21 protein-coding genes are annotated in these 23,977 nt (G+C 69.5%); 13 read left to right on the top strand and 8 right to left on the bottom strand.

Annotated elements, in window-relative coordinates; genetic code table 11:
• Nucleotide 1 precedes the first annotated feature (1 nt).
• From APZ21_RS16930 to APZ21_RS16920, 3 genes are all read right to left on the bottom strand, one after another.
• A complete protein-coding gene (locus APZ21_RS16930) occupies nucleotides 2-1,057 on the bottom strand; it encodes a 2-aminoethylphosphonate ABC transporter substrate-binding protein (protein ID WP_156371124.1) in 1,056 nt (351 codons plus the stop codon).
• A gap of 63 nt (nucleotides 1,058-1,120) precedes the next feature.
• Nucleotides 1,121-1,801, bottom strand: coding sequence for a phosphonatase-like hydrolase (locus tag APZ21_RS16925; protein ID WP_082393198.1), 681 nt, complete (start codon nucleotides 1,799-1,801; stop codon nucleotides 1,121-1,123).
• A 10-nt stretch (nucleotides 1,802-1,811) separates the two neighbouring features.
• Entirely contained in the window at nucleotides 1,812-2,939 is a 1,128-nt protein-coding gene (locus APZ21_RS16920) for a TIGR03364 family FAD-dependent oxidoreductase (protein ID WP_054814240.1), read from the bottom strand.
• A 94-nt stretch (nucleotides 2,940-3,033) separates the two neighbouring features.
• Between APZ21_RS16920 and APZ21_RS16915 the strand changes: the two genes are divergently transcribed.
• Nucleotides 3,034-3,768 (top strand): GntR family transcriptional regulator, encoded by a 735-nt coding sequence (locus APZ21_RS16915; protein ID WP_054814239.1) that lies wholly within the window; start codon nucleotides 3,034-3,036, stop codon nucleotides 3,766-3,768.
• On the opposite strand, the gene APZ21_RS16910 is transcribed toward APZ21_RS16915, so the two are convergent.
• Nucleotides 3,765-3,995 carry a hypothetical protein gene (locus APZ21_RS16910; RefSeq protein ID WP_054814238.1) on the bottom strand — a complete coding sequence of 77 codons (231 nt, stop codon included), beginning with the start codon at nucleotides 3,993-3,995 and terminating at the stop codon, nucleotides 3,765-3,767. The genes APZ21_RS16915 and APZ21_RS16910 overlap by 4 nt on opposite strands.
• Nucleotides 3,996-4,830: 835 nt before the next feature.
• On the opposite strand from APZ21_RS16910, the gene APZ21_RS16905 reads away from it, so the two are divergent.
• The 4 genes from APZ21_RS16905 to APZ21_RS16890 all read left to right on the top strand — a co-directional run bounded on the left by APZ21_RS16905 (nucleotide 4,831) and on the right by APZ21_RS16890 (nucleotide 9,863).
• Complete coding sequence (locus APZ21_RS16905; RefSeq protein ID WP_054814237.1) at nucleotides 4,831-6,663, top strand: cutinase family protein; 1,833 nt, start codon at nucleotides 4,831-4,833, stop codon at nucleotides 6,661-6,663.
• Nucleotides 6,664-6,718: 55 nt separating this feature from the next.
• Nucleotides 6,719-7,582 (top strand): type I methionyl aminopeptidase, encoded by an 864-nt coding sequence (gene map, locus APZ21_RS16900; RefSeq protein WP_054814236.1) that lies wholly within the window; start codon nucleotides 6,719-6,721, stop codon nucleotides 7,580-7,582.
• A gap of 34 nt (nucleotides 7,583-7,616) precedes the next feature.
• Nucleotides 7,617-9,179: a cobyric acid synthase gene (locus APZ21_RS16895; protein WP_054814235.1), complete on the top strand. Its 1,563-nt coding sequence runs from the start codon at nucleotides 7,617-7,619 to the stop codon at nucleotides 9,177-9,179.
• Nucleotides 9,180-9,299: 120 nt separating this feature from the next.
• Entirely contained in the window at nucleotides 9,300-9,863 is a 564-nt protein-coding gene (locus APZ21_RS16890; RefSeq protein ID WP_054814234.1) for a hypothetical protein, read from the top strand.
• Here the strand turns inward: APZ21_RS16890 and APZ21_RS16885 are convergent.
• Nucleotides 9,843-10,904 carry an alpha/beta hydrolase gene (locus APZ21_RS16885; protein WP_082393172.1) on the bottom strand — a complete coding sequence of 354 codons (1,062 nt, stop codon included), beginning with the start codon at nucleotides 10,902-10,904 and terminating at the stop codon, nucleotides 9,843-9,845. The two genes, APZ21_RS16890 and APZ21_RS16885, sit on opposite strands and share 21 nt — an antisense overlap.
• A gap of 265 nt (nucleotides 10,905-11,169) precedes the next feature.
• On the opposite strand from APZ21_RS16885, the gene mqo reads away from it, so the two are divergent.
• The 6 genes from mqo to APZ21_RS16855 all read left to right on the top strand — a co-directional run bounded on the left by mqo (nucleotide 11,170) and on the right by APZ21_RS16855 (nucleotide 17,777).
• Entirely contained in the window at nucleotides 11,170-12,699 is a 1,530-nt protein-coding gene (mqo, locus tag APZ21_RS16880) for a malate dehydrogenase (quinone) (protein WP_275426212.1), read from the top strand.
• A gap of 18 nt (nucleotides 12,700-12,717) precedes the next feature.
• Nucleotides 12,718-13,167, top strand: coding sequence for a GNAT family N-acetyltransferase (locus tag APZ21_RS16875; protein ID WP_054814232.1), 450 nt, complete (start codon nucleotides 12,718-12,720; stop codon nucleotides 13,165-13,167).
• Nucleotides 13,168-13,273: 106 nt separating this feature from the next.
• Nucleotides 13,274-15,265, top strand: a complete 1,992-nt coding sequence (locus APZ21_RS16870; RefSeq protein WP_054814422.1) for a VWA domain-containing protein — start codon at nucleotides 13,274-13,276, stop codon at nucleotides 15,263-15,265.
• Nucleotides 15,266-15,289: 24 nt separating this feature from the next.
• Entirely contained in the window at nucleotides 15,290-15,904 is a 615-nt protein-coding gene (gene cobO / locus APZ21_RS16865; RefSeq protein WP_054814231.1) for a cob(I)yrinic acid a,c-diamide adenosyltransferase, read from the top strand.
• On the top strand, nucleotides 15,898-17,343 hold the full coding sequence (locus tag APZ21_RS16860; RefSeq protein ID WP_054814230.1) for a cobyrinic acid a,c-diamide synthase CobB: 1,446 nt from the start codon (nucleotides 15,898-15,900) through the stop codon (nucleotides 17,341-17,343). Before cobO ends, APZ21_RS16860 begins: the two co-directional genes overlap by 7 nt.
• Before the next feature lie 50 nt (nucleotides 17,344-17,393).
• Entirely contained in the window at nucleotides 17,394-17,777 is a 384-nt protein-coding gene (locus tag APZ21_RS16855; protein ID WP_054814229.1) for a cobalamin biosynthesis protein, read from the top strand.
• Between the two features lie 7 nt (nucleotides 17,778-17,784).
• Here APZ21_RS16855 and APZ21_RS16850 read toward each other — a convergent pair whose 3' ends face one another.
• From APZ21_RS16850 to APZ21_RS16840, 3 genes are all read right to left on the bottom strand, one after another.
• A complete protein-coding gene (locus APZ21_RS16850; protein ID WP_082393171.1) occupies nucleotides 17,785-18,894 on the bottom strand; it encodes an Rv3169 family protein in 1,110 nt (369 codons plus the stop codon).
• Complete coding sequence (locus APZ21_RS16845; RefSeq protein WP_054814228.1) at nucleotides 18,885-20,015, bottom strand: phosphotransferase family protein; 1,131 nt, start codon at nucleotides 20,013-20,015, stop codon at nucleotides 18,885-18,887. Before APZ21_RS16845 ends, APZ21_RS16850 begins: the two co-directional genes overlap by 10 nt.
• Before the next feature lie 153 nt (nucleotides 20,016-20,168).
• Nucleotides 20,169-20,639 carry a nucleoside deaminase gene (locus APZ21_RS16840; RefSeq protein ID WP_054814227.1) on the bottom strand — a complete coding sequence of 157 codons (471 nt, stop codon included), beginning with the start codon at nucleotides 20,637-20,639 and terminating at the stop codon, nucleotides 20,169-20,171.
• A 332-nt stretch (nucleotides 20,640-20,971) separates the two neighbouring features.
• Between APZ21_RS16840 and cobA the strand changes: the two genes are divergently transcribed.
• Both cobA and APZ21_RS16830 read left to right on the top strand, forming a co-directional pair.
• The gene (gene cobA, locus APZ21_RS16835) at nucleotides 20,972-22,219 is read left to right on the top strand and encodes a uroporphyrinogen-III C-methyltransferase (RefSeq protein ID WP_054814420.1); all 1,248 of its coding nucleotides are present in this window, start codon (nucleotides 20,972-20,974) and stop codon (nucleotides 22,217-22,219) included.
• 103 nt (nucleotides 22,220-22,322) lie between these two features.
• Entirely contained in the window at nucleotides 22,323-23,807 is a 1,485-nt protein-coding gene (locus APZ21_RS16830) for an MFS transporter (protein WP_054814226.1), read from the top strand.
• Nucleotides 23,808-23,977: the final 170 nt, after the last annotated feature.

Here is a 23,977-nt window from a genome sequence, read left to right as displayed (position 1 = left end):
ATCAGCCTCCGATGGCCTTCTCGTAGGCGGCCACGTCGGTGTCGAGATCGGTCAGGACCGCCGACCAGTCCGGGCGCACGACCTCGACGCCCTGGATGAGCGCGGCCGGTCCGTTGGCCGCGGCGTCTTTGAGGTCGGTGCGCGCGGAGACGGCGAAGGCGTCCGGGCCGAGGCTCTGCTGGACCTCCTTGCTGAGCAGGAAGGTCATCAGCTTCTTGGCGGCGTCGGCGTGCGGGGCGCCCTTGGCCAGGCCCATGAAGTAGGGCAGTGCGACGGTGTGCTTGCGGCCGTCGGCCGATGCCGGGAAGAAGATGCGGAACGTCGACCCCTTGTCCTTGATCGAGGCCATGTTCATCTGGACGTCGCCGTTGGCGATCAGCAGTTCGCCCTTGTCGACCTTTGGCTGCAATTTGCCGGTGGACGAGGACGGGCCGACATTGTTGACCTGCAACTGCTTCAGGTAGTCCAGTGCACCGTCCTTGCCGCGCAGCTGCTGGAGCAGGATCAGCACCGCGGTGCCGTCACCGGCCTGACCGGGCGTCGAATACTGCAATTTGCCCTTGAATTCCGGTTTCAGCAGGTCGTCCCAGGTGAGTTTGCTCGAATCCACCGCCTGGTTGGCGATGAAGTTGAGGTAGTTGCCCGCGAGGCTGACGTAGCGGCCCTTGGGGTCCTTCTCCGAATCGGGGAAGGCGGAGGTGTCGATGCCGAGCGGCTGGAGCAGATCGGAGGCCGCGGCCTTCTGGATGAACGGCGGCAGGGTGACCACGACGTCGGCCTGCGGATTCGACTTCTCCTTCTCGACCCGGTTCACCACCTCACCCGATCCGGCGGCGACGACGTCGACCGAGATGCCGGTCTGTGCCTTGAACTTGTCGAATTGGACCTTGTACCAGTCGTCGAGACCGTCGGCGGAGTAGACCGTGACGGTCTGGTCGCCGGAGCCGCCCGATCCGGTGCCGCCGCAGGCCGCGGTGAGGGTCACCGTGGTCGCGGCCGCGAGCAGCAGCGCGGTCGTGGACAGGATTCTGGACAGGCGCGTTGTGGAAGTACGCACGGCAGAGCAACTTTCGCTGAGGAGAGAGGGGTTGATCGAAGGGACGGGGGACAGGGGAAGGGATCAGGACAGGACGATCGGCGCGAAATCCGCGACCGATTCGACGATGTGGGTGGCGCCCGCGGCGCGCAGATCCCGGGCGCCGTGCGCGCCGGTCAGCGTGCCCGCGACGATGCGCGCGCCCGCCGCTGTGCCGGTGGCGATATCGCTGGTGGTGTCGCCGAGTACCGCGACGCGGTCGACGGCGTCGACGCCGAGGCGAAGCAGTGCGGTGAGGACGAGATCGGGGTATGGCCGTCCGCGGCCGGCTTCGGCGGGGGCGAGGGTCAGGTCGGCGATATCGCGCCAGCCCAGCGCGTCCAGCAGCTTGTCCTGCGTGCCGCGGCTGAATCCGGTGGTGAGCGCGACCTTGACGCCCGCCTCGCGCAGCGCGGCGATGGTCTCGGCCGCACCGGGGACGGGACTGATATCGACCTCGTCGATGAGTGCGTCGTAGGCGTGTTCGAAGGCCGAATTGGCGGCCCGGGCGGTGGTTTCGTCGCCGAACAGGGCGCGGAAGACCTCGATCTTGGACTGGCCCATGGTGTCGAGTACGTAGCGGATGGCACGGTCGCGTTCGGGACCCCGCGGCGCGATACCGCCCGCGGTGGCCGCGGATTCGAAGGCGCGCAGGACGAGTCCGCCGTCGGCGACGGTGGTACCGGCCATATCGAGGACGGCGAGTTGAATGGGCTTGTCGGACACGGCGGTCACCTCACAGGTCGAGAAGGTCGGCGGTCTGCGCGCCGATGGCGGGGCCGAGGGTCATGCCGCGGCCACCGGGTCCGGTGATCACCCGGATGTGCTCGGCGGCACGGACTCTGGTGACGATGGCGGCGGGATCGACACTCTGGCTGTATACGCCCGCCCAGCGCCGCACGATCGGCGGCAGTCGGCGGCCGAGCAATTCCTCGGTCACCTCGGTCAGGTGGTCGTAGGGCGACTCGTCCACGTCGAAGGGGAACGGCTCCGCGTATTCGTGGGTGTCGCCGATGGTCAGTCCGCCGTGCAGGCGCTGCACACACAGCAGCTGCATGGCGTGTTCGGCGGCGACGGCGGTCTGGGACTGTTCGGCGGTCAGGCGGTCGACCGCGGGTCCGGCGAAACCCGGGTAGTAGCGGAAACTGTCGCCGTCGGCGATGGCGGTGGTCAGCGGTTCACCGAGCGGCGCGGTCTGCATCATCTGCAACCGCACCCGGCGCACGGGGAGTTCGCCCGCGAGTTCGCGGGTCAGTCCGGTGTGCGCGGCGCCGGGACAGTGCAGGACGAGGTCGGCCTCGTGGCGGTGGCCGTGGTCGTCGAGAACCGTCGCGCCCGAACCGGTATCGGTGACCGACCTGGCCTCGGTGCTCGGGTGGAAGGTGTAGCGACCGGTGGCGGTGAGGTAGGAGCGCAGTGCGGGCAACGCCTGACGCGATTCGACCGCGGCATCGGTCGAACAGTGCAGCCCGGCGAGGAATGTGCCGCGCAGCGCCGGGTTGATCGCGCGCACCTCGCCGGGATCGAGCAGCGCGAAGCCGCGTGCCCCGGCGTCGGTAGCGGCGACGGCGGCGCGGGCGACATCCAGTTCGGCCTCGGTGCGGATCAGCGTGATCGATCCGCAGGGGCGAAAACCCACCGCCGGAACCCGTCCGCCGATCTCCTCCCACAGTTGGCGCGAGCGCAGCGTCAGATCGAGTTCGGCGGTGGTCCGGCCCGACACCCACACCAGACCGAAATTGCGCACGGTCGCGCCGCGCGCCTCGGGTTCCCGTTCCAGGTGGACGACCTCGTGACCTCGGGTGACCGCGGCGAAGGCGTGGGCGGTGCCGAGAATCCCACCGCCGATGATGACCAATCGCATGCGACCATCGTCGCAAATGGTCTAGACCGATGGATGTTACCGATGCGAACGCTCGGTAAACAATTGGTATAGACCATTGCGGTACGCTGGTGCCATGGACGCAGCGGGGGTGACGCCGAATTCGACGCGCTCGGGCCGAATGCCCAAGTCGTACGCGGTGCGCACGGAATTGGAACGGATCATCGACGATCTGGAGGAGGGTGATCCCGTACCCTCCGAACGCGATCTGGCGGTGCGCTTCGAGGTGGCCCGCGAAACCGTGCGTCAAGCCCTGCGGGATCTGCTGGTGGAAGGGCGGATTCGGCGTCAGGGGCGCGGCACGGTCGTCTCGCGGCCCAAGATGGTGCAGCCGCTGTCACTGCGTTCCTACACCGAGGGCGCCATCGGCTACGGACGGGTTCCGGGTCGTCTGCTCGTCACCTGGGACGATGTCCCCGCCGACGCCGACACCGCCCGCGCGTTGGGCCTGCGGACCGGCGCGACCGTCATGCATCTGGAACGGGTACTGCTCGCCGACGGCGAGCGCATCGGTCTGGAGAGCACCTACATGCCGCTCGCGCGTTTTGCGGACCTGCGCGGCGGCTACGACCCGACGACCTCCCTCTACGCCGCCGTCCGCGCGACCGGTGTGATCTACGACAGCGCGACCGAGCGCATCGAGACCGTACTCGCCTCGCCACGGGAGGCCGGTCTGCTCGACTGCACGACCTCTTTGCCGTTGCTGCTGCTGCACCGCCGCAGCCTCGACCAGCACGGCGTGCCCATCGAACGCGTGCGGGCGCTCTACCGCGGCGACCGCATCGCCTTCGAGGCCAGGCTGACCCGCTAGGGCGTCCGGCTCGGGTCCGGGGTCAGGCGGCCCTCGTCGCGCAGGCGGATGAAGGCGGCGGTCTTGGTGACACATTCACCGACCAGGCATTCCCGATGTCGCTGCATGGCGGTGTGCGCATTGCCCGCCGAGCTGCCCGCCCAATCCGGGTCGTGGCAGTCGAGTGTGCCCAGCAGTGCGGTGAGGTCCAGGACGGCTCGTCCGGGTCCAGGGTGATCGGTGTCCATCGCGGTGATCCCTGACGTCGATGTCGTGGTGTCGATAGTGACAGGATGACGGAATCGGATGGGCTACAACAGACTTGACGGCCAGGAAATTCGGCGCACTGTGACGAAATACACTCACCCGGCGACTCGGCGAATTCGTGGCGCGACCTCGGCGCCGAACAGCTCGATCGTCGCGAGCAGGTTCTCTACGACGGTGCGCCGCCGTCGGTGTGTGGCCGCGGCGGACCCGGCAAACCTCCGCCCGCGTCCTCCGATAACGACTACCGATTGCGACCGGCAGCCATCCGTATGGCGGAGCGCGTCGAATACGGGGTGATTGTGCCTCTCCGACCTGCTGTGGTGCGCGGCGTCCGGTCGGGGCGGTTCGCGGCTGCGATGTGAGTGCGGGGCGCGATCACGTGAGGTCCGGACGAACGTTCGGACCGGACATCGGAATCCGACGAAAGAGAGCTAAGAAGATGGGTCTGCTCAGTGGTCTGCTCGGGGTTGTCGGCAACGTGGTGAACAGCCTCGCCGGTGTGATCACCGGTCTCGGCGGCGCGCTGTTCTGAGCGCCGTGTGTCGAGGCGGGGTGATCCCGCCTCGTCCGACCTGACCGGAATGCCCGCCTCGCACGATCTCGAACGTGACCGACGAGGCGGGCATTCCGGTGTCGCGACCGGATACCGGGGATGGCGCGATCGGCGCGTCACCCGTGGGCGGGAGGACTCGAAATGCTGTTGAGCATCGTCGGACGGCTGGTCGGCGCGATCGTCGATCTGGTCATCGGACTCCTGGTGCCCTAGCGCGCGAACTCGTTCTCGATCGCAGCGATTCTGTGAACCCGGAGGTCAGGATGAAGTGTGCTCGTCGGGCGGCGACGCGCACGGTCGGTGCATTCCTCGTCTCGGTGACCATGCCGGTCGCCGCGACGGCGTCGGGACAGCCCCCGGGCGCGGGCGAGGACGGCGTGCGGATATCCGCCACGTGCCCCGCCCTTTTCGTGCTCGGCGTGCAGGGAACGGGGCAGTCATCGACCGACGCCTCCCGCACCGAGGACACGGGCATGCTCGCGTCGGTACTCGCGCCGCTGACCGGACTCGGTGACGGTCGTCTCGTCGACCGCGCGTACGTGCCGTACTCGGCGAGTTTCGGCGGCGCGACGCCGGGAACCGATGTGACGTACTCGGATTCGGCCACCGAAGGCCTGACGCGCCTGCGGGAGATGGCGGGTTCGGTCGCCGAGCGCTGCCCGCGATCCCAGCTGGGACTCATCGGCTATTCCCAAGGCGCGCACGTGGTGTCGATGTTCGCTCGCGAGGTCGGCGACGGCGCGGGCGCGGTGTCCGCGGATCGGGTCGCGGCGGTGGCCCTGCTGGCCGACCCGACGCGTTCGCCGGGAGCCCCCGTCTTTCCCGGACTGCCCGGGCGGGCCCACCCCGATCCCGCGCCAGGGACCACCGGCGCCGAACTGAATGCCGTCCCCGAATTCACCCAGGGCGCGCTCACCGGCGGCGGCATCGGCCCGCTGCGCGATATCGCCGCCGACTTCGGCGCGCTGACCGGGCGGATCGCCTCGCTGTGTGTCCCGGGCGACCTCGCCTGCGACGCGCCCGCCCGGACGCCGCTGTTGCACATGATCGTGGACATCCTCGGCCAGGCCGAACTCGTGCCGACGGATCCGGTGGCCGCGCTGACCTCGATCTCGACGGCCCTTTCCAGCGCCGTCGGGCGGGCGGCGGTCACCGTGGTCAATCACGACCTGGACGGCTATTCGTTGGGCACGTTGTCGCTGACACCGGAGAAACCGCTGAGCGTGCGGCTGGCCGAGGCCGCCGATCCCCGAGTCGACGATGCCGAACAGGAACGCGAAGCCCTGCTCAAACTGGGGACCAGCGCGCTGAACACCCTGCTCGCCATGATCGGGGTCGCGCTCACCCCGGACGAGGTCGCCGATATCGCGGACGCACCGGACCCGCCGGCCGGAATCGACCGCATGGTTTCCGCGATCGTCACCGCCTCCGGCCGTCCCCTGCCCCGCCGCACGGTGTTCAATCTGGTCGCCACGAGCTTCGACGCCCTCGGCTACCTCAGCGCCGAGGCCGCCGAACTGCTCGATCCCGCCCTGTGGCTGCGCTACTCCGATACCGTGCGCCGCCACGGCGACTACGCCGATCCCGGCTTCAATCCCGACGGCAGTTCCGCCACCGAACTGGTCCTGACCTGGTTCCGGGCCGTCGCCGCGGACCTCGCCGCCCACCGCGTCCCCGGACCGGTCGCCGTTGCCGCGGACGCACCGGGACAGCCCGATCCGCCGCGCGCCGTCGAACAACCCGTCCCGGACACCGTCGGGCACGGACCGGCGGCCGCCGCCTCGGACCGCCAACGCCGAACCGACCGGGTGGCCGATATCGCGTCGACCCGGCCCGCATCCCCCTTCGACACCGACCTCGTCGCCCTGTTGTCCCTGCTCGCCTGCGCTCTGTTCCTCTCCAGCACGGCGTATTTCGTATTCCGACTCCGCCGCCCGCCCTATGCGCGGTTCCCGGTGGCCGTCGAATCGGCCGATACGGTGGAACTGCCGGAGGTGGAAATCACCGCAGGCCGAACCGTGCCCGCCGACAGGCGAATTCCGCTGGACGAGACCGTGCCGCAGACGGTCGTGAACGTCACCGCGAAGCGGGTCTGAGCCTCCGATCAGGCACCCCCGGGTGGTGAGGCCCCGGGCCGGATAGTCTTGTTGCATGTCTGTTCGGACCCGCAAACCGCTCGTACCCGGTACGCAGTCGCCCACGCGTGAGGTCCCGCGCGCGATCGAGCGCCCGGAGTACGCGTGGAAGAAGACCGTGAACGAGGGGCGCGAGCCGTGGGTGCAGACCGCCGAGACCATCGAGAAGATGCGTATCGCGGGCCGAATCGCGGCCCGGGCGCTCGAGGAGGCCGGTAAGGCGGTGGCGCCGGGGGTGACCACCGACGAACTCGACCGCATCGCCCACGAGTACATGTGCGATCACGGCGCCTACCCGTCGACACTCGGATACAAGGGTTTCCCGAAATCCTGCTGCACCTCGCTGAACGAGGTGATCTGCCACGGCATTCCCGACTCGACCGTCGTCGAGGACGGTGACATCGTCAATATCGACGTCACCGCCTATATCCACGGTGTGCACGGCGATACGAACAAGACCTTCCTCGCCGGTGCGGTCGAGGAGGACGTGCGCCTGCTCGTGGAGCGCACCGAGGAGGCCACCCTGCGCGCCATCAAGGCGGTGCGCCCGGGTCGCGCGCTAAACGTGATCGGCCGGGTGATCGAGTCCTACGCCAATCGCTTCGGCTACGGGGTGGTCCGCGACTTCACCGGCCACGGTGTCGGTCCCACCTTCCACAGCGGGTTGGTCATCCTGCACTACGACCAGCCCGCCGTCGAATCCATCATCGAACCGGGCATGACCTTCACCATCGAGCCGATGATCAACCTGGGCAGCATCGACTACGAGATCTGGGACGACGGCTGGACGGTGGTTACCAAGGACCGCAAATGGACGGCCCAGTTCGAGCACACCCTGGTAGTCACCGAGACCGGCGCCGAGATCCTGACCCTGCCGTGACCGGCGCGCACGCCGGTCCGGCGACGGTGGCACCGTGAAGGGCGCGCTGCTGATCGCGGGCACCACCTCCGATGCGGGTAAGAGCGTCGTGGTGGCCGGACTGTGCCGGTTGCTGGCCCGCCGGGGCGTGCGGGTCGCGCCGTTCAAGGCGCAGAACATGTCGAACAATTCCGTGGTCACCCTCGACGGCGGGGAGATCGGCCGCGCCCAGGCGTTACAGGCGCTGGCCTGCGGACTCGAACCCAGCGTCCGCTTCAATCCCGTGCTGCTCAAACCTGGCAGCGAGCGCAAGTCGCAACTGGTGGTGCGTGGCAAGGCCGTTGGCAAGGTCGGCGCACGCGACTACTTCCGGCACCGGCAGAGCCTGCGTAAAATCGTCGCGGCCGAACTCGATTCGCTGCGCGCGGAATTCGACGTGGTGATCTGCGAGGGCGCGGGTTCGCCCGCCGAGATCAATCTGCGGGCAACGGATCTGGCGAATATGGGGCTCGCCCGGGAATCCGGGCTGCCGGTGCTCGTGGTCGGCGATATCGACCGCGGCGGCGTGCTCGCCCATCTGTTCGGCACCCTCGCCGTGCTCGACCCCGAGGACCAGCGGCTCATCTCCGGTTTCGTCGTCAACAAGTTCCGCGGCGACGTCGAATTGCTGCGGCCGGGTCTGGACCGGCTGACCGAGTTGACCGGACGTCCCACCCTCGGAGTCATTCCCTATTCCGAGGAGTTGTGGATCGACGCGGAGGATTCCCTCGGCACCGTCGCCGACGCGGCCGTCGGCCGCCCGCGCCCGCCGGTAGGCGGTGAATGGCTCACCGTCGCCGCGGTCCGACTACCCCGGATCTCCAATTCCACCGATGTCGAGGCGCTGGCCTGCGAGCCGGGGGTGTCGGTGCGCTGGGCGACCGAACCGTCGCGGCTGGCCGACGCCGACCTGGTGGTGCTGCCCGGCAGCAAGGCCACCGTGTCGGACCTGGAATGGCTGCGCCGCAACGGTATCGCCAAGGCGCTACGGGAGCGCGCCGCCGTCGGCCGTCCCATCCTCGGCATCTGCGGGGGCTATCAGATGCTCGGCAAGCACATCACCGACCGGGTGGAGTGCGACGCGGGTGTGGTGAACGGACTCGGTCTGCTGGATCTGGAGATCGAATTCGATACCTCGAAGGTGCTGCGGCAGGTCACCGGGCACGGCGTCGGCCGGGTCGCCACCACCGGAATCGGGGTGTCGGGTTACGAGATCCACCACGGGCGGGTCACCCACAGTGGCGATCCGGCCTGGCTCGAGGTCGACGGTCGGCCCGAGGGCAGCGTGCGGCGTGCGGTGTGGGGCACCCACCTGCACGGACTGCTCGAATCCGACGATTTCCGGCGGGCCTGGCTGCGGGTGGTCGCCGATCGCGCGGGCCGCTTCGACTACCTCGTCGCCGACGACGTCTCGGTCGCCGATGTGCGTTCGGCGCAATTGGATCTGCTCGCCGATCTCGTGGAACAACATCTGGACATCGCTCGGATCGAGGAACTGATCACGGCGGGCGCGACGAGCGATCTGCCGACCCTGCGCGCGCGGCTGGGCACACCGGTGCCGGGGGCGCATCCGGCGTGAGGTCCGCTGCGGCCCGGCCCGGTCGTGATAGCGGCCACGACCCGCGCGCGGCGAGTGTCCGGCCACAGCCGGGCCAGAACACGCGCTCCGGTTCAGGTCGGCGGTGTAGCGTACTCCGGCATGAAATCTCGTCGGATCACGGTCGGTGACCGGAGTTGGACGGTACGGGTCGACGGCCCGGAAACGCGGCACACCGTGCTGCTGCTACCCGACGCCGCGGACCCGGCGGACGTCTTCGACCAGGTGTGCGCCCGCCTGCACAACTCGGATCTGCGCACGGTCGTCGTGGAGTCCGTGGAAGGGCTCGACGGACCGGCGGTGCACGCGATCCTCGATGAACTCGCCGTGCCCTACGCCAATGTCGCCGCCCGCGGTACGGGCGCCGCGCTGGCCTGGCGGTTCTGCGCCGGGCCGTTCGGGCGCTTCTCGAGTCTGACCGTGGCCGATCGCGGGCATCCGGCCGCCCCGGGGGCGGACGGGTCTGTCGCCGACCCGTCCTGCCGTCCGATGGAGCTGCCGGTCACGGTGCTGGCGACCAAGAACCTGCCGCGGTCGGTGGCCGAGGGTTCCGGCCGGTTCGTCTACGGCGAGTTCCGGGTGGTCGACGTCGACGTCGAGAACGTGGCGACCGAGGCCGACCACGAATTCGCCACCGAGATCGTGCTACGCACCAGCCTGTGGTGATTCGGCCGCGGCCGATTCGACACGGTGGGCCGCCAGCCAGTCCAGCCAGTTGTCCATTTCCGCGAACGCCTTCGCGCGGGGTTCGGCCGAGGACAGGAACACGTCGTGGCGCGCCCCCTCGATCGGCACGATGTTGGTGCGGTCGCCGAGGCAGCCCGACCAGCGCTGGATCTGACGCACGTCGAGCACCACGTCGGCGACGTCGGCGTGCGGGCCGTACTCGCGGGTGAACCGGGTCAGCCGGGAACGCAGGATCAGCGACGGCACCCCGATGTCGAGTCCGCGGTGCAGGCGCGCGTGACCGTTGCGGATCGCGCGCAGCCAACCGAAGCGCACCGGGAATCCCGCCAGCGGCTTCCAGTCGAGGTCGTAGTCCCATTCACCGGCGACCGAGGTGTGCAGGCTGTCGCCGTAGGTGCTGATCTCCGCGCCGGGCAGGGTGAACATGCGGCGGAAGCGGCCGAGGGCGTTGATCAACGGGGTGCCGACGGTGCGGTAGTAGGCCGGTCCATGTAGATCGAACCAGGGGCTGTTGAGGACCAGTCCCGTCACGCCCGAGGCGAACGCGCCCGCGGCCTTGTTGAGCCGGTCCAGCCAGAGCGCGGCGATCAGACCGCCGGTCGAGTGCGCCACCACGAGGACGGGTCGGTCGGTCTCCTCGCGCACGATGCGCAGCGCCTCGGTCAGTTCCGCGTCGTAGTACGCCAGATCGGTCACGAAGTGCGGTGTCTGGTCCGCGCGCCGCGAGCGGCCGCACTTGCGCAGGTCGAGCGCGTAGAAGTGGTGGCCCCGCTCCGCGAAGTGCTCGGCGAGGTGGCGCTGGAAGAAGTAGTCGGTGAACCCGTGCAGGTAGAGCACGGCGGTGCCGGTGGGAGCGATATCGGGCCGATGGCGCACCAGGGTGGCGACCGCCTCGCCCTCGCCGTCGGGGTCCGGTCCGAGGGCGATGGTCCGCTGTTCGTATCCCGCGCCCAGCACGTCGGGGCCCCATCCGGTTCCGTCCGTGATATCCGACACGCTGTGGGAGGTCTGCTCGGTCACCTGCCCCAATCTAGGCGACGAACGCCTTGATCGGCAGTGCGGGACGGGAAGGAATCTATGTCACAGTTACTCGGCTCGCTTCGGGGTATCCGGTGCGTGAGGTGCACAATTGGCAGTAGGTGAACGGCGGGTAACCTCTTGTCCGCCAACCCGTCGAGCCGCGGCTTCACGCCGCGCTCGCGACAACCGCATAGCGCCCGTGCCCAACCAGACCCACCCCAAGCCGGTGGGGCCGCGCCGAAGTGACAAGGAAGTCGATCTACCCGTGTCGAACGCTGCCATGACTGAAAAGACCGATGTCGTCCTCATCGGCGCCGGAATCATGAGTGCAACCCTGGGTGCGCTGCTTCGTCAGGTGCAGCCGGACTGGTCGATCTCGCTGTTCGAACGTCTCGACGCCGCCGCGGGCGAGAGCAGCGACCCGTGGAACAACGCGGGCACCGGCCATTCGGCGCTGTGCGAACTCAACTACAGCCCGCAGAACGCCGACGGATCGGTCGACGTGAGCAAGGCCATCGACATCAACGAGCGCTTCCAGGTCTCGCGCCAGTTCTGGGCGTACGCGGTGGAGACCGGGGTGCTCGGCGATCCGTCCCGGTTCATCAACCCCATTCCGCACGTCAGCTTCGTGCACGGTGAATCCGACGTGCGATACCTGCGCAAGCGCTACGAAGCGCTGGTCCGGCATCCGCTGTTCGCGGGTATGGAGTACATCGACAGCCCCGACGAGTTCCGTCGCCGCCTGCCGCTCATGGCCCGCGGGCGCGACTTCTCCGAGCCGGTCGCGCTGAACTGGACCGACGCGGGCACCGATATCGACTTCGGTTCGCTGACCAAGGAACTGCTCGCCTACCTCGGCTCGACGGGCGCGGATCTGGCCTTCGGCCACGAGGTGCGCGACCTGTCCAAGCGATCCGACGGCAGCTGGGTGGTGAAGGTGCGCAATGTCCGCACCGGCCGGGTGCGGACCGTGCACGCCAAGTTCGTATTCGTCGGCGCGGGCGGCGGCGCGCTGCCGCTGTTGCAGAAGTCCGGCATCAAGGAGATCAAGGGCTTCGCGGGCTTCCCGGTCAGCGGGCAGTTCCTGCGCTGCACGAACCCCGAGCTGATCGGCAAGCACGAGGCCAAGGTCTACGGCAAGGCCGCCGTCGGCGCACCGCCCATGTCGGTACCGCATCTGGACACCCGCGTCATCAACGGCCGCGCGGGCCTGCTGTTCGGCCCGTACGCGGGCTGGACGCCCAAGTTCCTCAAGGACGGCGGCAACGGCGACCTGTTCAAGTCCATCCGTCCGGGCAACCTCACTCCCATGCTCGGCGTCGGCGTGACGGAGCTGTCGCTGGTCAAATACCTGGTCTCGGAACTGCTCAAGTCGCGGGCGGGCAAGGTGTACACGATGGAGGAGTTCGTCCCGCGCGCCGACGGCCGCGACTGGGAACTGATCACCGCGGGCCAGCGCGTGCAGATCATCCGCCGCAAGGGTGTGGGCGGCGTGCTCGAACTCGGCACGGCCGTGATCGCCGCCGAGGATGGCAGCATCGCGGGTCTGCTCGGCGCCTCACCGGGCGCATCGACCTGTGTCACCGCCATGCTCGACGTCCTCCAGCGCTGTTTCCCGCGCGAATACGGTGAGTGGACCCCCAAGCTGCGCACCATGATCCCGTCGCTGGGCGTGAAGCTGTCGGAGAACCAGTCGCTGTTCGGGGAGGTCTGGGACTGGACCTCCAAGACGCTGAACCTCACCGATGTGGTGACGACCACGACCGAGCGCGTTGCGGTCGCATCGACGTCGTAGGTGTGATAGCAAGACTCGATGATGTCAACGGTTGCTCTCAAACGGTCATGGGCGCAGGATCTCGACACCGCCACCCTGTATCAGCTGTTGAAACTTCGGGTCGAAGTCTTTGTGGTGGAACAGAAGTGCGCGTATCCGGAGTTGGACGGACTCGATCTGCTGCCGGAGACGCGGCACTTCTGGCTCGATGACGAGGGCACCGTCATCTCCACACTGCGGTTGCTCGAGGAGCACGAGAACGGGGTCAAGAGCTTCCGCATCGGCCGGTTGTGCACCGCCGCCCCCTTGCGCGGGCACGGGTACACCACCCGGCTGGTGAAGGCGGCGCTGGCCGAGGTGGGGTCCGGTACGGTCCGCATCAACGCCCAGACCTACCTCGTCGAGATGTACGCCAAGTTCGGCTTCCAGCCCGACGGCGAGGAATTCGACGACGACGGCATCATGCACCTACCCATGCGCAGGGGATAACCATCGATCCGGGCGCGGATGCGAGATGGGACGGGGTGCCGGTGGTAGGGCGAGGTGGCGCGCATAGTCTGAGGGCGTGTCCGTGTCCCATGCCGAGCAAACCGCACTGTCGTCCCGGTCCGCCGCGCCACAGGGCGACGGGGAACCCGGGTTTCCGTTCTCCGCGGTGGTGGGCCAGCGGCGACTGCAACTCGCGCTGATCCTGTGCGCGGTGCATCCCGGAATCGGCGGCGTGCTTGTGCGCGGAGAGAAGGGCACCGCCAAGTCCACGGTGGTGCGCGCGCTGGCGCAACTGCTGCCGCCCGTGGTGGACGAGAGCGGGGCACGGCCCGCGCGACTGGTGGAACTGCCGGTCGGCGCCACCGAGGACCGCGTGGTTGGCTCGCTGGACCTGGAACGGGTACTGCGCGACGGCGAGCAGGCTTTCCGGCCCGGACTGCTGGCGGCCGCCCACCACGGCGTGCTCTATGTCGACGAGGTCAACCTGCTGCACGACCACCTGGTGGACGTACTGCTCGACGCGGCGGCGATGGGCCGCGTGCATATCGAACGCGACGGCGTCTCGCATTCGCATCCGGCCCGATTCGTGCTGGTGGGCACCATGAATCCGGAGGAGGGGGAACTGCGGCCGCAGTTGCTGGACCGCTTCGGCCTTACTGTGGACGTGGTGGCCTCCCGCGATGTGGACGTGCGCATGGCGGTGGTGCGGCGCCGTCTCGACTACGAGGCGGACCCGGCCGGTTTCGCGGCCCGCTACGCCGCCGAGGATCGCGAAGTGGCGCAGCGGATTCTGAGCGCCCGCGAACGGGTCGGTACGACCGCGCTCGGCAATGCCGAACTGCGCCGTATCGCGGCGCTGTGCGCGTCCTTCGACGTGGACGGAATGCGCGCGGATCTGGTCGTGGCCCGTACGGCGACGGCGCACGCCGCGTGGCGGGGCAGCGCGCTGGTGACCGAGGAGGATGTGCGGGTCGCCGCGGAGTTGGCCCTGCCACACCGGCGTCGGCGCGATCCCTTCGACGCACCCGGCATCAGCGAGGATCAGCTCGACGACGCCATGCGGGAGGCGGCCGAGGATGTCGACCGCGCGGGTGCCGATGCCGAATCGACCGCACCGCAACAGGATTCGTCTCGTGATCCCGGCACCGAGGTCGAGGGCGAGTCGCGCGGGGACGGTTCGCCCGATGGCGGCGGGCCACCCGACGACGGCCCCGACGGCCCGCAGGACCCGCCGGACGGTCCGCGCGGCGGCGGTGCACGCGAGAATCGCACGGGCGCACCGGCTGCCACGGCCGCTGCCGCGCCGCGCTGGGAGGTGCCCGGTGTCGGCGAGGGCGCGCCCGGTCGCCGGTCGCGCGCCGAGAGCAGGCACGGTCGCACGGTTCGGGCGAGCGCCGACACCTCCGCGGGGCTGCATCTGCTCGGCACCGTCTTCGCGGCCGCGCCCCACCAGGTCCGGCGCGGGCGGTCGACCGGGCCGCTGGAACTGGCCGCCGAGGATCTGCGCGGCGCGTATCGCGAAGGGCGCGAAGGCAATCTGGTGGTATTCCTGGTCGACGCCTCCGGGTCGATGGCGGCGCGTGATCGGCTCTCGGCGGTCACCGGCGCGGTCGTCACGCTGCTGCGCGACGCCTATCAGCGGCGCGACAAGGTCGCGGTGATCACGATGCGCGGCGCGGAGGCCGAACTTGTGCTGCCGCCCACCTCCTCGATCGATATCGCGGTGCGCAGGCTCGCCGATCTGCGCACCGGGGGCAAGACGCCGCTGGCGGCCGGACTGTTGAAGGCGCGGGAGGTGGTGCGGCGCGAGCGGGTTCGCGACCCGCGTCGGCGCCCCATGCTCGTACTGCTCACCGATGGCCGCGCCACCGGCGGCGTCGATCCGCTGCCGCGCGCCCGTGCCGCCGCCGCGCTGCTGGCCCGCGACACCGTGACCGCGATGGTGGTGGACTGCGAACGCGGCGTGGTCCGGCTCGGACTCGCTGCCGAACTGGCCCGCGAACTGCGCGGGGGCTGCGTGCGGCTGGCCGAGCTCACCGGCGACGCGGTCGCCGGGATCGTGCGCGCGGGGCGGGGCGAGGCCGCACGCGCCGCGTGATGGATCGACCGACGAGGAGAGACGATGCCGAAGGGCGTGCCGGAAACCGTTCCCGACGACGGGTTGACCACCCGCCAGCGGCGTAACCAGCCGGTCCTGGCCGTGCACACCGGCCCGGGCAAGGGTAAGTCGACCGCCGCCTTCGGCATGGCGCTGCGCGCCTGGAACCAGGGTTTCGACGTGGCCGTATTCCAATTCGTCAAGAGCGCCAAATGGAAGGTCGGCGAGGAGGCCGCCTTCCGCACCCTGGGTCGTCTGCACCAGGAGACCGGCGCGGGCGGTCGAGTGGAATGGCACAAGATGGGCGAGGGCTGGTCGTGGTCGCGCAAGCCCGGCAGCGACGAGGACCACGCCGCCGCGGCGCTGGCGGGCTGGCAGGAGATCGCCCGCCGCATCCGCGCCGAGGAGCACCGCTTCTACGTCCTCGACGAGTTCACCTACCCGCTCAAATGGGGCTGGGTCGACGTGGACGAGGTGGTCGAGACCCTGGTGCGCCGCCCGGGCAACCAACACGTCGTCATCACCGGCCGCGACGCCCCCGTTCCCCTCATCGAGGCCGCCGATCTCGTCACCGAGATGACGAAGGTCAAACACCCGATGGACGCGGGCCGCAAGGGCCAGCGCGGCATCGAATGGTGAGTGTCCCCGCCGTGGTGATCGCGGCGCCGTCGTCGGGGAGCGGGAAGACGACCTTGGCGACCGGGTTGATCGGGGCGCTGCGGCGGGCCGGGCATCGGGTCGCGCCGTTCAAGGTCGGCCCGGATTACATCGATCCCGGGTATCACGGGCTGGCTGCCGGGCGACCGGGGCGGAATTTGGACCCGGTGCTGGTCGGGGTCGAACGGGTCGCTCCGCTGTATCGGCACGGTGCGCGCGGGTGCGATCTCGCGGTGGTCGAAGGAGTCATGGGACTGTTCGACGGGCGGATCGATGACAACCAGCCGGGGCCGGTCGCGGCGGGTTCGACCGCGCAGGTCGCCGGAATCCTCGGCGCGCCGGTGATATTGGTGGTCGACGCGAGAGGCCACAGTCAGAGCCTGGCCGCGCTGCTGCACGGATTCGCCACCTTCGACACCTCCGTCCGACTCGGCGGCGTCATCCTCAACCGCGTTGGCAGCGAACGCCACGACCAGGTCCTGCGCGCCGCCTGCGGCCGAGTCGGCCTCCCGGTACTCGGCAGCCTTCCCCGCATGGCGGCCCTGGAGGTGCCCTCCCGCCACCTCGGCCTCATCCCCGCCATGGAACACGGCACCGCCGCGACCGCCGCGGTCGACGCCATGACCGACCTGGTCGCCGCCCACGTGGACCTGGCCCGCGTCGCGGGCCTCGCCGCGAGCGCCGTTCCCGGCGCCGCGTGGGACGCGTGCGCGGAAGTCGCCGCCGCGGCGGCTCGTGTCGGGCCGGATTCCGCAGAGGCCGCGCCCGTCGCCGATGCGACGACCGACGGCGACGGCCCCGTCATCGCCATGGCGGGCGGGCCCGCGTTCACCTTCGGTTATGCCGAGCATCGCGAATTGCTGGTCGCGGCGGGGGCGCGGGTCGAGGTCTTCGATCCGCTGCGTGACGAACTGCCGGTGGGGACAGCGGGTTTGGTGATCCCGGGGGGATTTCCCGAGGAACACGCGGCCGAACTCGCCGCCAATGTCGGGCTGCTCGACGCGGTCGGCGACCTCGCCGCCCGCGGTTATCCGGTCCACGCCGAGTGCGCGGGCCTGCTGTATCTGAGCCGGTCGCTGGACGGGCATGCCTTGGCAGGGGTGATCGCCGCCGACGCCGAGTTCGGGCCTCGCCTCACTCTCGGCTATCGCGACGCGGTCGCGCTGGCGGATTCGGCGCTGTGGCGGGCGGGGGAACGGGTTCGCGGCCATGAATTCCACCGCACCCGTTTGGTGCGCGCCGAGACCGCCGAGCCGGCGTGGGGCTGGCGCGTGGGCGACGGGAAACCTGTTCGCGACGGCGCGATCGTGAATCGGGTACATGCCTCCTATCTGCACACCCATCCCGCCGGAAACCCTTCGGCCATAACACGTTTCGTCCACACCGCCGAAATCCGCGCCCGCGCGGGCGCGCACCGGTGACTACCTCCGCCGCGGCGCCGGGCCGAGAGGAATCGCCGAACCGGGACACAATGGTGAACGATCGCGGTGATGACGCGGATCGCGGCGCGGTCACGGTCGGGTTGGGTCTTCGCCCCGGGGTCACGGCGGAGCGGATTCTCGGGGCGATTCGGGAAGTGTTGGGGGACAGAATGATCGGTTGTCTGGCGACCTTGGACCGGCGGGCCGCGGAAGCGGGGGTGCGTTCGGCGGCGCGAGCCCTCGGGGTGCCGGTGGTGGCGGTGGCGGCCGAGGCGCTCGCCGACGTCGACGTCCCGAATCCGGGCCCGCGGGTGCGGGCGGCGGTCGGCACGGGCAGTGTCGCGGAGGCCGCCGCGGTGATCGCTTCCGGCGGCGGCCGTCTCGTGCGGGTGAAGACCGTGGTTGACGGGGTGGTCGTCGCGGCGGCCCGGTGAGCGCGGATTACGGTGCGACCGAGGTCCAGTCGGCGAAGCCGGTAGGATCGTGGCGGCCCAGGCTGGCGTGCTCGAACAGGCCCCAGCCTTCGGCATCGCCGCAGCGCGCGTGCGCCACGTAATCGATGGCGCCGTAGGGGATACGGGCGGCCACCGCCGGATCGGTGAGGTCGTAGCGACTCGTGGAGGTCCAGTCGCGGCCCTTCCACTGGCCGTGCTGCCAGTCGGGATCGCCGCCGTATCCGCAGCCGACGTGCAGCGCGATTCCCGTGCCCGGGGTGATGTCGACGGTGAGGGGTTTGCCGTCGGGGGTGGTGAGGTCCAATCGCGCGGCGACGGGAGTCCTTGTGCCGGAACGATAATCGATATGGACGCGCGGCCAGCCGAGTTGTTCGACGCGGCCGTCGGGCCAGATGCGGACCGCGTCGTTGAGGGTGCGGGTGCCGTCCGGGCTCTCCTGCACGATGACGACGATGGCGAAGTCGGTGAAGCGCAACGGGACGTAGAGCCACCAGAATCCGCCGGAGGGTTCGCTCGCCGCGCGTCCGGCGGGTTCGGTCTCACCGACCGGCCGGATACCCCAGGATCGGTCCCGGCTACCGGTCCACACGGCCGGATCGACTGCCACTTCTTCGCCTTCGACGGTGAGTGTGCCCTCCCACGAGCCGACCTGCGCGAAACGCGACGCCTCGATGATGGGTCGATTGCCGTTGAGTATCAGATGCGGCTGTTCCTGCACGGGCGGGAAGGCGCCGGTCCAGGTCAGGTCGAAGCCGAGGTCGTCGTGCTCGCAGACCACCCGGAGTCGGTGCAGCGCTTCGATGACCTCGATGCGGTAGCCGCCGACCTTCATATCGAGTCCGCGATCGCCGAGCGCGTCGGAGAAGCGCACCGAACGCTGAAAGTCGCCGCGGCGCACGCAGGCGAAGCCATCGATCACACCGAGGTTGGGATACACGCCGAATCCGGTGATCAGAAAGGTGCCGCCGTCGCGATCACAGGCGTTGAAGTAACTGCGGTCGTAGAAGTTGCGGTCGCTGCTCGCCACCCGGGCGAACGACAGCGGCGTCTGATGGATGGCGTACTCGTCCAGCGGAGTCGGCATGGTCAGTCCCATTCGTAGGTTCCGTCGAGCAGTGCCTCCAGACACGCCCGGTGCATCACGTAGTCGTCGCGGTCGGCGGGTTCGGTGGCCTCGCCGAAGTGGACCATGCGCCGGGTGATCCGGCCCATGACGATGGCGTGCCGCAGCGCGGCGTACACCAGGTAGAAGTCGAGGTCGCGCAGGATGTGACCGCTGCGGCGCTGGTATTCGGCGACCACCGCGTCGCGGCGCAGGAATCCGGGCAGTCCGGGCTGACCGAATTTGGTCGCCAGATCCTGGAAGAACCGGTGGATGAAGATGATCCAGGCCACGTCCAGTTCGCGCGGTCCGAGCGCGGCCATCTCCCAGTCCAGTACCGCCGCCGGATCGAATTCCCGGAAGATGATATTGCCGGGCCGGGCATCGCCCCAGCTGAGGACGTCGGGGCCGGGGTCGGTGGGCCAGTGCTGTTCGAGCCAGTCGAACCCGCGGTCGATGAGCGGAATATTGTAGCCGTCATCGACCAGCCCCCATCGGTACCAGGCCATCTGGGCGTCGACATGGCGGCGCAGCGCCGAGCCGGGGCCGTCGAGCATGGGGAAACGCCGGGCAGGCTCGTCGATGGCGTGGATATCGGCGATGATCGCGAGGGTATTGCCGGCCAGGCGGTCGCGCTCGGCGTCGGTCGCGTCGAAGAGCCAGCCGACGAAGACGTAGGGCGGATTGTCCGACGGAATCCGCCCGTCGACCCGGCGCATGACGAAGAACGGCGCGCCCAGCGGGTTCTCGTCGTTCTCGAGCCAGCACAGCGGCGGCACCGGCACATCGGTCGCGGCGGCGACACCCTCCATGACCCGGTACTGGGTTGGCAGGTCGTAGGTCTCGAACACCGGGAAGGAGTCGCTTTCGGGGGGCATTCTGGCGACGAAGGAGCCGCGCTCGGTCCGCCCGTCCGCATCCCATTCGGCGTCGAAGAGAATCGAGGTGCTCGACATCCCGCTGGACTCCGGTCGGGTCAGGTCGAGAATTCGCGGCGGGGTGTCCGCGCCGACGCGACCGGCGAGCCAACTGGACAGTGCCGCGGTGAGATGGTCGAGATCGCGTTCGCTCACGGTCAGCCGCACACGTGTGCTGGGATCGGGATCTTCGGCCATCGTGTCCTCCTGTGTCGCGGCGTCGCGCGGGGCCGGTTCGGCCCTGCCATCTGCGCGGACCGCCCGGGATAGGTGACAGTAACGTGTTCTAGTTGATTCGCATCGGAGAATTCGCGGAAATGGTCTCGGGATGTTCCCCGGTCGCGGCCGTTGTCACCGCACCTGGTTCGGGTCGTGGACGCCGATATCCTCGAACCACAGTGCGGGATGGTGGCCGATGAACGAGGTCATCAGATCGATACAGCGCCGATCCTCGAGCACCGTGACCCGCACGCCGTGCTCGATCAGCCAGTCGTGGCCGCCGTGGAAGGTGGTGGCTTCCCCGACGATCACCGAACCGATGCCGAACTGGCGCACCAGACCGCTGCAATACCAGCAGGGGGACAGGGTGGTCACCATGATCGTCGATCGGTAGTCGCGGCGGCGTCCGGCAGCCCGGAAGGCGTCGGTCTCGGCGTGCATACTCGGGTCACCGGATTGCACGCGGCGATTGTGACCGCTGCCGAGCAGAGTGCCGTCCGCGTCGAACAGCGCCGCCCCGATCGGTATCCCGCCCTCGTCGAGTCCGCGCAGCGCTTCCTGATAGGCCACCTCGAGCAGGTCTTCCGGCTTCGGCTTGGTCATGGCGTCAACGATCCGTGCGGATGGGCCGTCACGCAACGTACGGATCGTCCGTTTCCGCTGCCTGCGCCGAGCTCGGCGGCCGACCCGGCGGACCGCCCGCGCGCCGGTTTCGCGGCCGAGGGCATCAGCCGGGTGGCCGGCCGCGCCGCGATTTCACCTCGTTCGCTTTCTGTGCCCCGAATCCGCGTGTGCCGCAACGACCGTCGATCACAGCCACCGAATTCGGCGGCGCCGCGACCGCGCGTCCGGCCGATCATGGGCCGGGTACCGGAATCGGCGGTGGCCTGCGGCCGGCCCGAGTGCACGCCGTAGGCTCCTGCACTGTGCCGACAATGTCAGACTCCACCGCGCAAACGCCGACCGGCGACCCGAACTACCTGGTCGGGCTCGATCTGAACGGCCGCCGTGTCGTCGTGGTCGGCGGCGGGACGGTGGCACAGCGTCGGCTCGGACTGCTCATCGCCGCCGGCGCCGACATCCATGTCATCAGCCGCGAGGTCACCCCCGCGGTCGAGGCGATGGCCAGTCACGGACAGGTGAGCGTCGCCCTGCGCCCCTACGCCGACGGTGACCTTGACGGCGCCTGGTACGCCATCGCCTGCACCGACGAACCGGACACCAATGCCGCCGTGGTCGCCGAGGCCGAGCGCCGCCGCATCTTCTGTGTGCGCGCCGATGTGGCGCGCCTCGGCACCGCGGTGACCCCCGCCACCGCCCGCTACGACGGACTCACCCTCGGCGTGCTGGCCAGCGGTCAGCACCGTCGTTCGGCGGCGGTGCGCACGGCCCTGCTGGAGGCGCTGCAATCGGGCGTGGTGACCGACGACTCGACACCGCTGACCCCAGGCGTCGCCCTCGTCGGCGGCGGACCGGGCGATCCCGACCTGATCACCGTGCGTGGGCGCCGACTGCTGGCGCGGGCGAATCTGGTGGTCGCCGACCGTCTCGCGCCGCCGGAGCTGCTGGCCGAACTCGGCCCCGACGTCGAGGTCATCGACGCCGCCAAGATCCCCTACGGGCGCGCCATGGCCCAGGAGGCCATCAACACCGCGCTGATCGAGGGCGCCAAGGCGGGCAAATTCGTGGTGCGGCTCAAGGGCGGCGACCCCTATGTGTTCGGACGCGGATTCGAAGAGGTCGAAGCCTGCGTCGAGGCGGGGATCGCGGTCACTGTCGTGCCCGGGATCACCAGCCCCATCTCGGTGCCCGCCGCCGCGGGCATCCCGGTGACCCACCGCGGCGTCACCCACGAATTCGTGGTGGTGAGCGGACACGTGGCGCCGGACCACCCGGATTCGCTGGTCGACTGGTCCGCCCTCGGCCGCCTGCGTGGCACCCTCGTGCTGATGATGGCGGTGGAACGGATCGAGCAGTTCGCCTCGGTCCTCATCGACGGCGGCCGTCCCTCCGACACCGCCGCGACCGTCATCCAGGAAGGCACGCTGCGCACCCAGCGGGTGCTGCGCGCCGATCTGGGCACGGTCGCCGAGCGGGTGCGCGCCGAAGGCATCCGCCCGCCCGCCATCGTGGTGATCGGTCCGACCGCCGGATTCTCGGCCGACGCCGACGCCGCGAACTGAGCCTGCGCGTGTTCACAATTCGGCGACCGGTCGGTTGTGGCGCGTCGGTCGGTCCCACCGCGGCCACCGCCGCCGCCGTCACCGTCGATTACAGTGGCTCACCATGCTCCAGAATCCCGCTGCGACGATGCAGTACCCGGTGACGCAGCGGGCCTTCGGGCTCGCTATCTTCGTCCTGAGCGGTCTGCAACTCATGGTCGTACTCGACGGCAGCGTGGTGATCCTGGCGCTGCCCCGACTACAGCAGGAAATGGGTCTGTCCAGTTCCGGCAGCGCGTGGACCGTGACCTCCTACGGCCTCACCTTCGCCGGACTGATGCTGCTCGGCGGCCGGATCGGCGACGCCTTCGGCCGCAAACGGATGCTGATCGTCGGTGTGGCCCTGTTCACGCTGGCCTCCCTGCTGTGCGGTCTGGCCACCGGTGAGGCCATGCTCATCGCGGCCCGCGCGGTCCAGGGCATGGGCGCGGCACTGGCCGCGCCCTCGGCCTTCGCGCTCGTCGCCACCACGTTCGCCCCCGGTAAGGCCCGCAACCAGGCCATCGCCATCGTCGGTTCGATGGTCGGCGTCGGCTCGGTCGGCGGACTGGTCATCGGCGGCGCGCTGACCGAACTGTCCTGGCGATGGATCTTCCTGATCAATGTGCCGATCGGGGTGCTCATCGTGGTCGGCGCGATCTACTGCCTCGCCGATACCGACCACCACCGGGTCGGACTCGACGTCCGCGGCGCGGTGCTCGGCACCCTGGCCTGTGCCGCCATCGTCTTCGGCGCCACCGAGGGGCCCGAACTCGGCTGGGACCACTGGTCCATCATCGGATCGCTCGTCGGCGGTTTCGTGCTGCTGATCCTGTTCGTCCTCGCGGAGCGGAGGGTGGACAATCCGCTGGTGCCGTGGTCGCTGTTCGACAGCCGCGACCGGGTCGCCACCTTCGGTCTCATCCTGCTCGCGGGCGGCGTCCTCGGCGCCATGACCTACTTCGTCGCCCAGTTCCTCCAGAACGTCCTCGGCTACAGCCCCCTCTACGCCGGTGTCGCCTGCATCCCGTTCACCGTCGGTATCGGTGTCGGCGCGGCGGCGGCGTCGAAGGCGGCGCTGGTGGTCGCGCCGCGCTGGCTGCTCGCGGGCGCGGCGGCGGTGCTCGCGGTGGGTCTGCTGTTCGGGTCGACCCTCGACCGCGATGTCAGCTACCTGCCGACGCTGCTGGTGCTGTTGATCGTGATCGGCGCGGGTGTCGGCGTGGCGATGGTGCTCGCGCCACTGTGCGTACTGGTCGGCGTCCCGGTCTCGGATATCGGCCCGCTGGCGGCGATCGGCCAGATGTTCATGAACCTCGGCACTCCGCTGGCCATCGGTATCCTCACCCCCGTCGCGGTATCGCGGACCCTGTCCCTCGGCGGTCGCACCGGCAGCACCGCGGACATGACCACCATGCAGATCGACGCTCTCAGCAATGGCTACACCCTCGTGCTCGCGGTGTGCGCGGGTGTCGCGGTGATCATCGGACTCGTCGCCCTCATCCTGAGCTACACACCGCGACAGGTCGCCCAGGCCCACCACGCCCAGGAAGAGGCGCAGCGCGGCTAGGGCGGACCGCCTCGAAAGGCGGCCGACTCGGCGGAATCGGTACCGTCCCGGCGGCGCCGTCGCGACCGGGACCCGGTGTCACATGCGGCCGGCGACCTTGGTCGGGGCGACGCGGACGATGATCCGCTCGGCGCTGTCGTCGGGAGCGCTGGGGTTGAATGCGGCGTAGT

Origin of the sequence: Nocardia arizonensis, from assembly GCF_001310275.1 — a bacterium.
Classification (GTDB): Bacteria; Actinomycetota; Actinomycetes; order Mycobacteriales; family Mycobacteriaceae; genus Nocardia; species Nocardia arizonensis.
The sequence above is the reverse complement of the archived record's forward strand: the minus strand, read 5'-3'. Positions and strand labels throughout refer to the sequence as shown.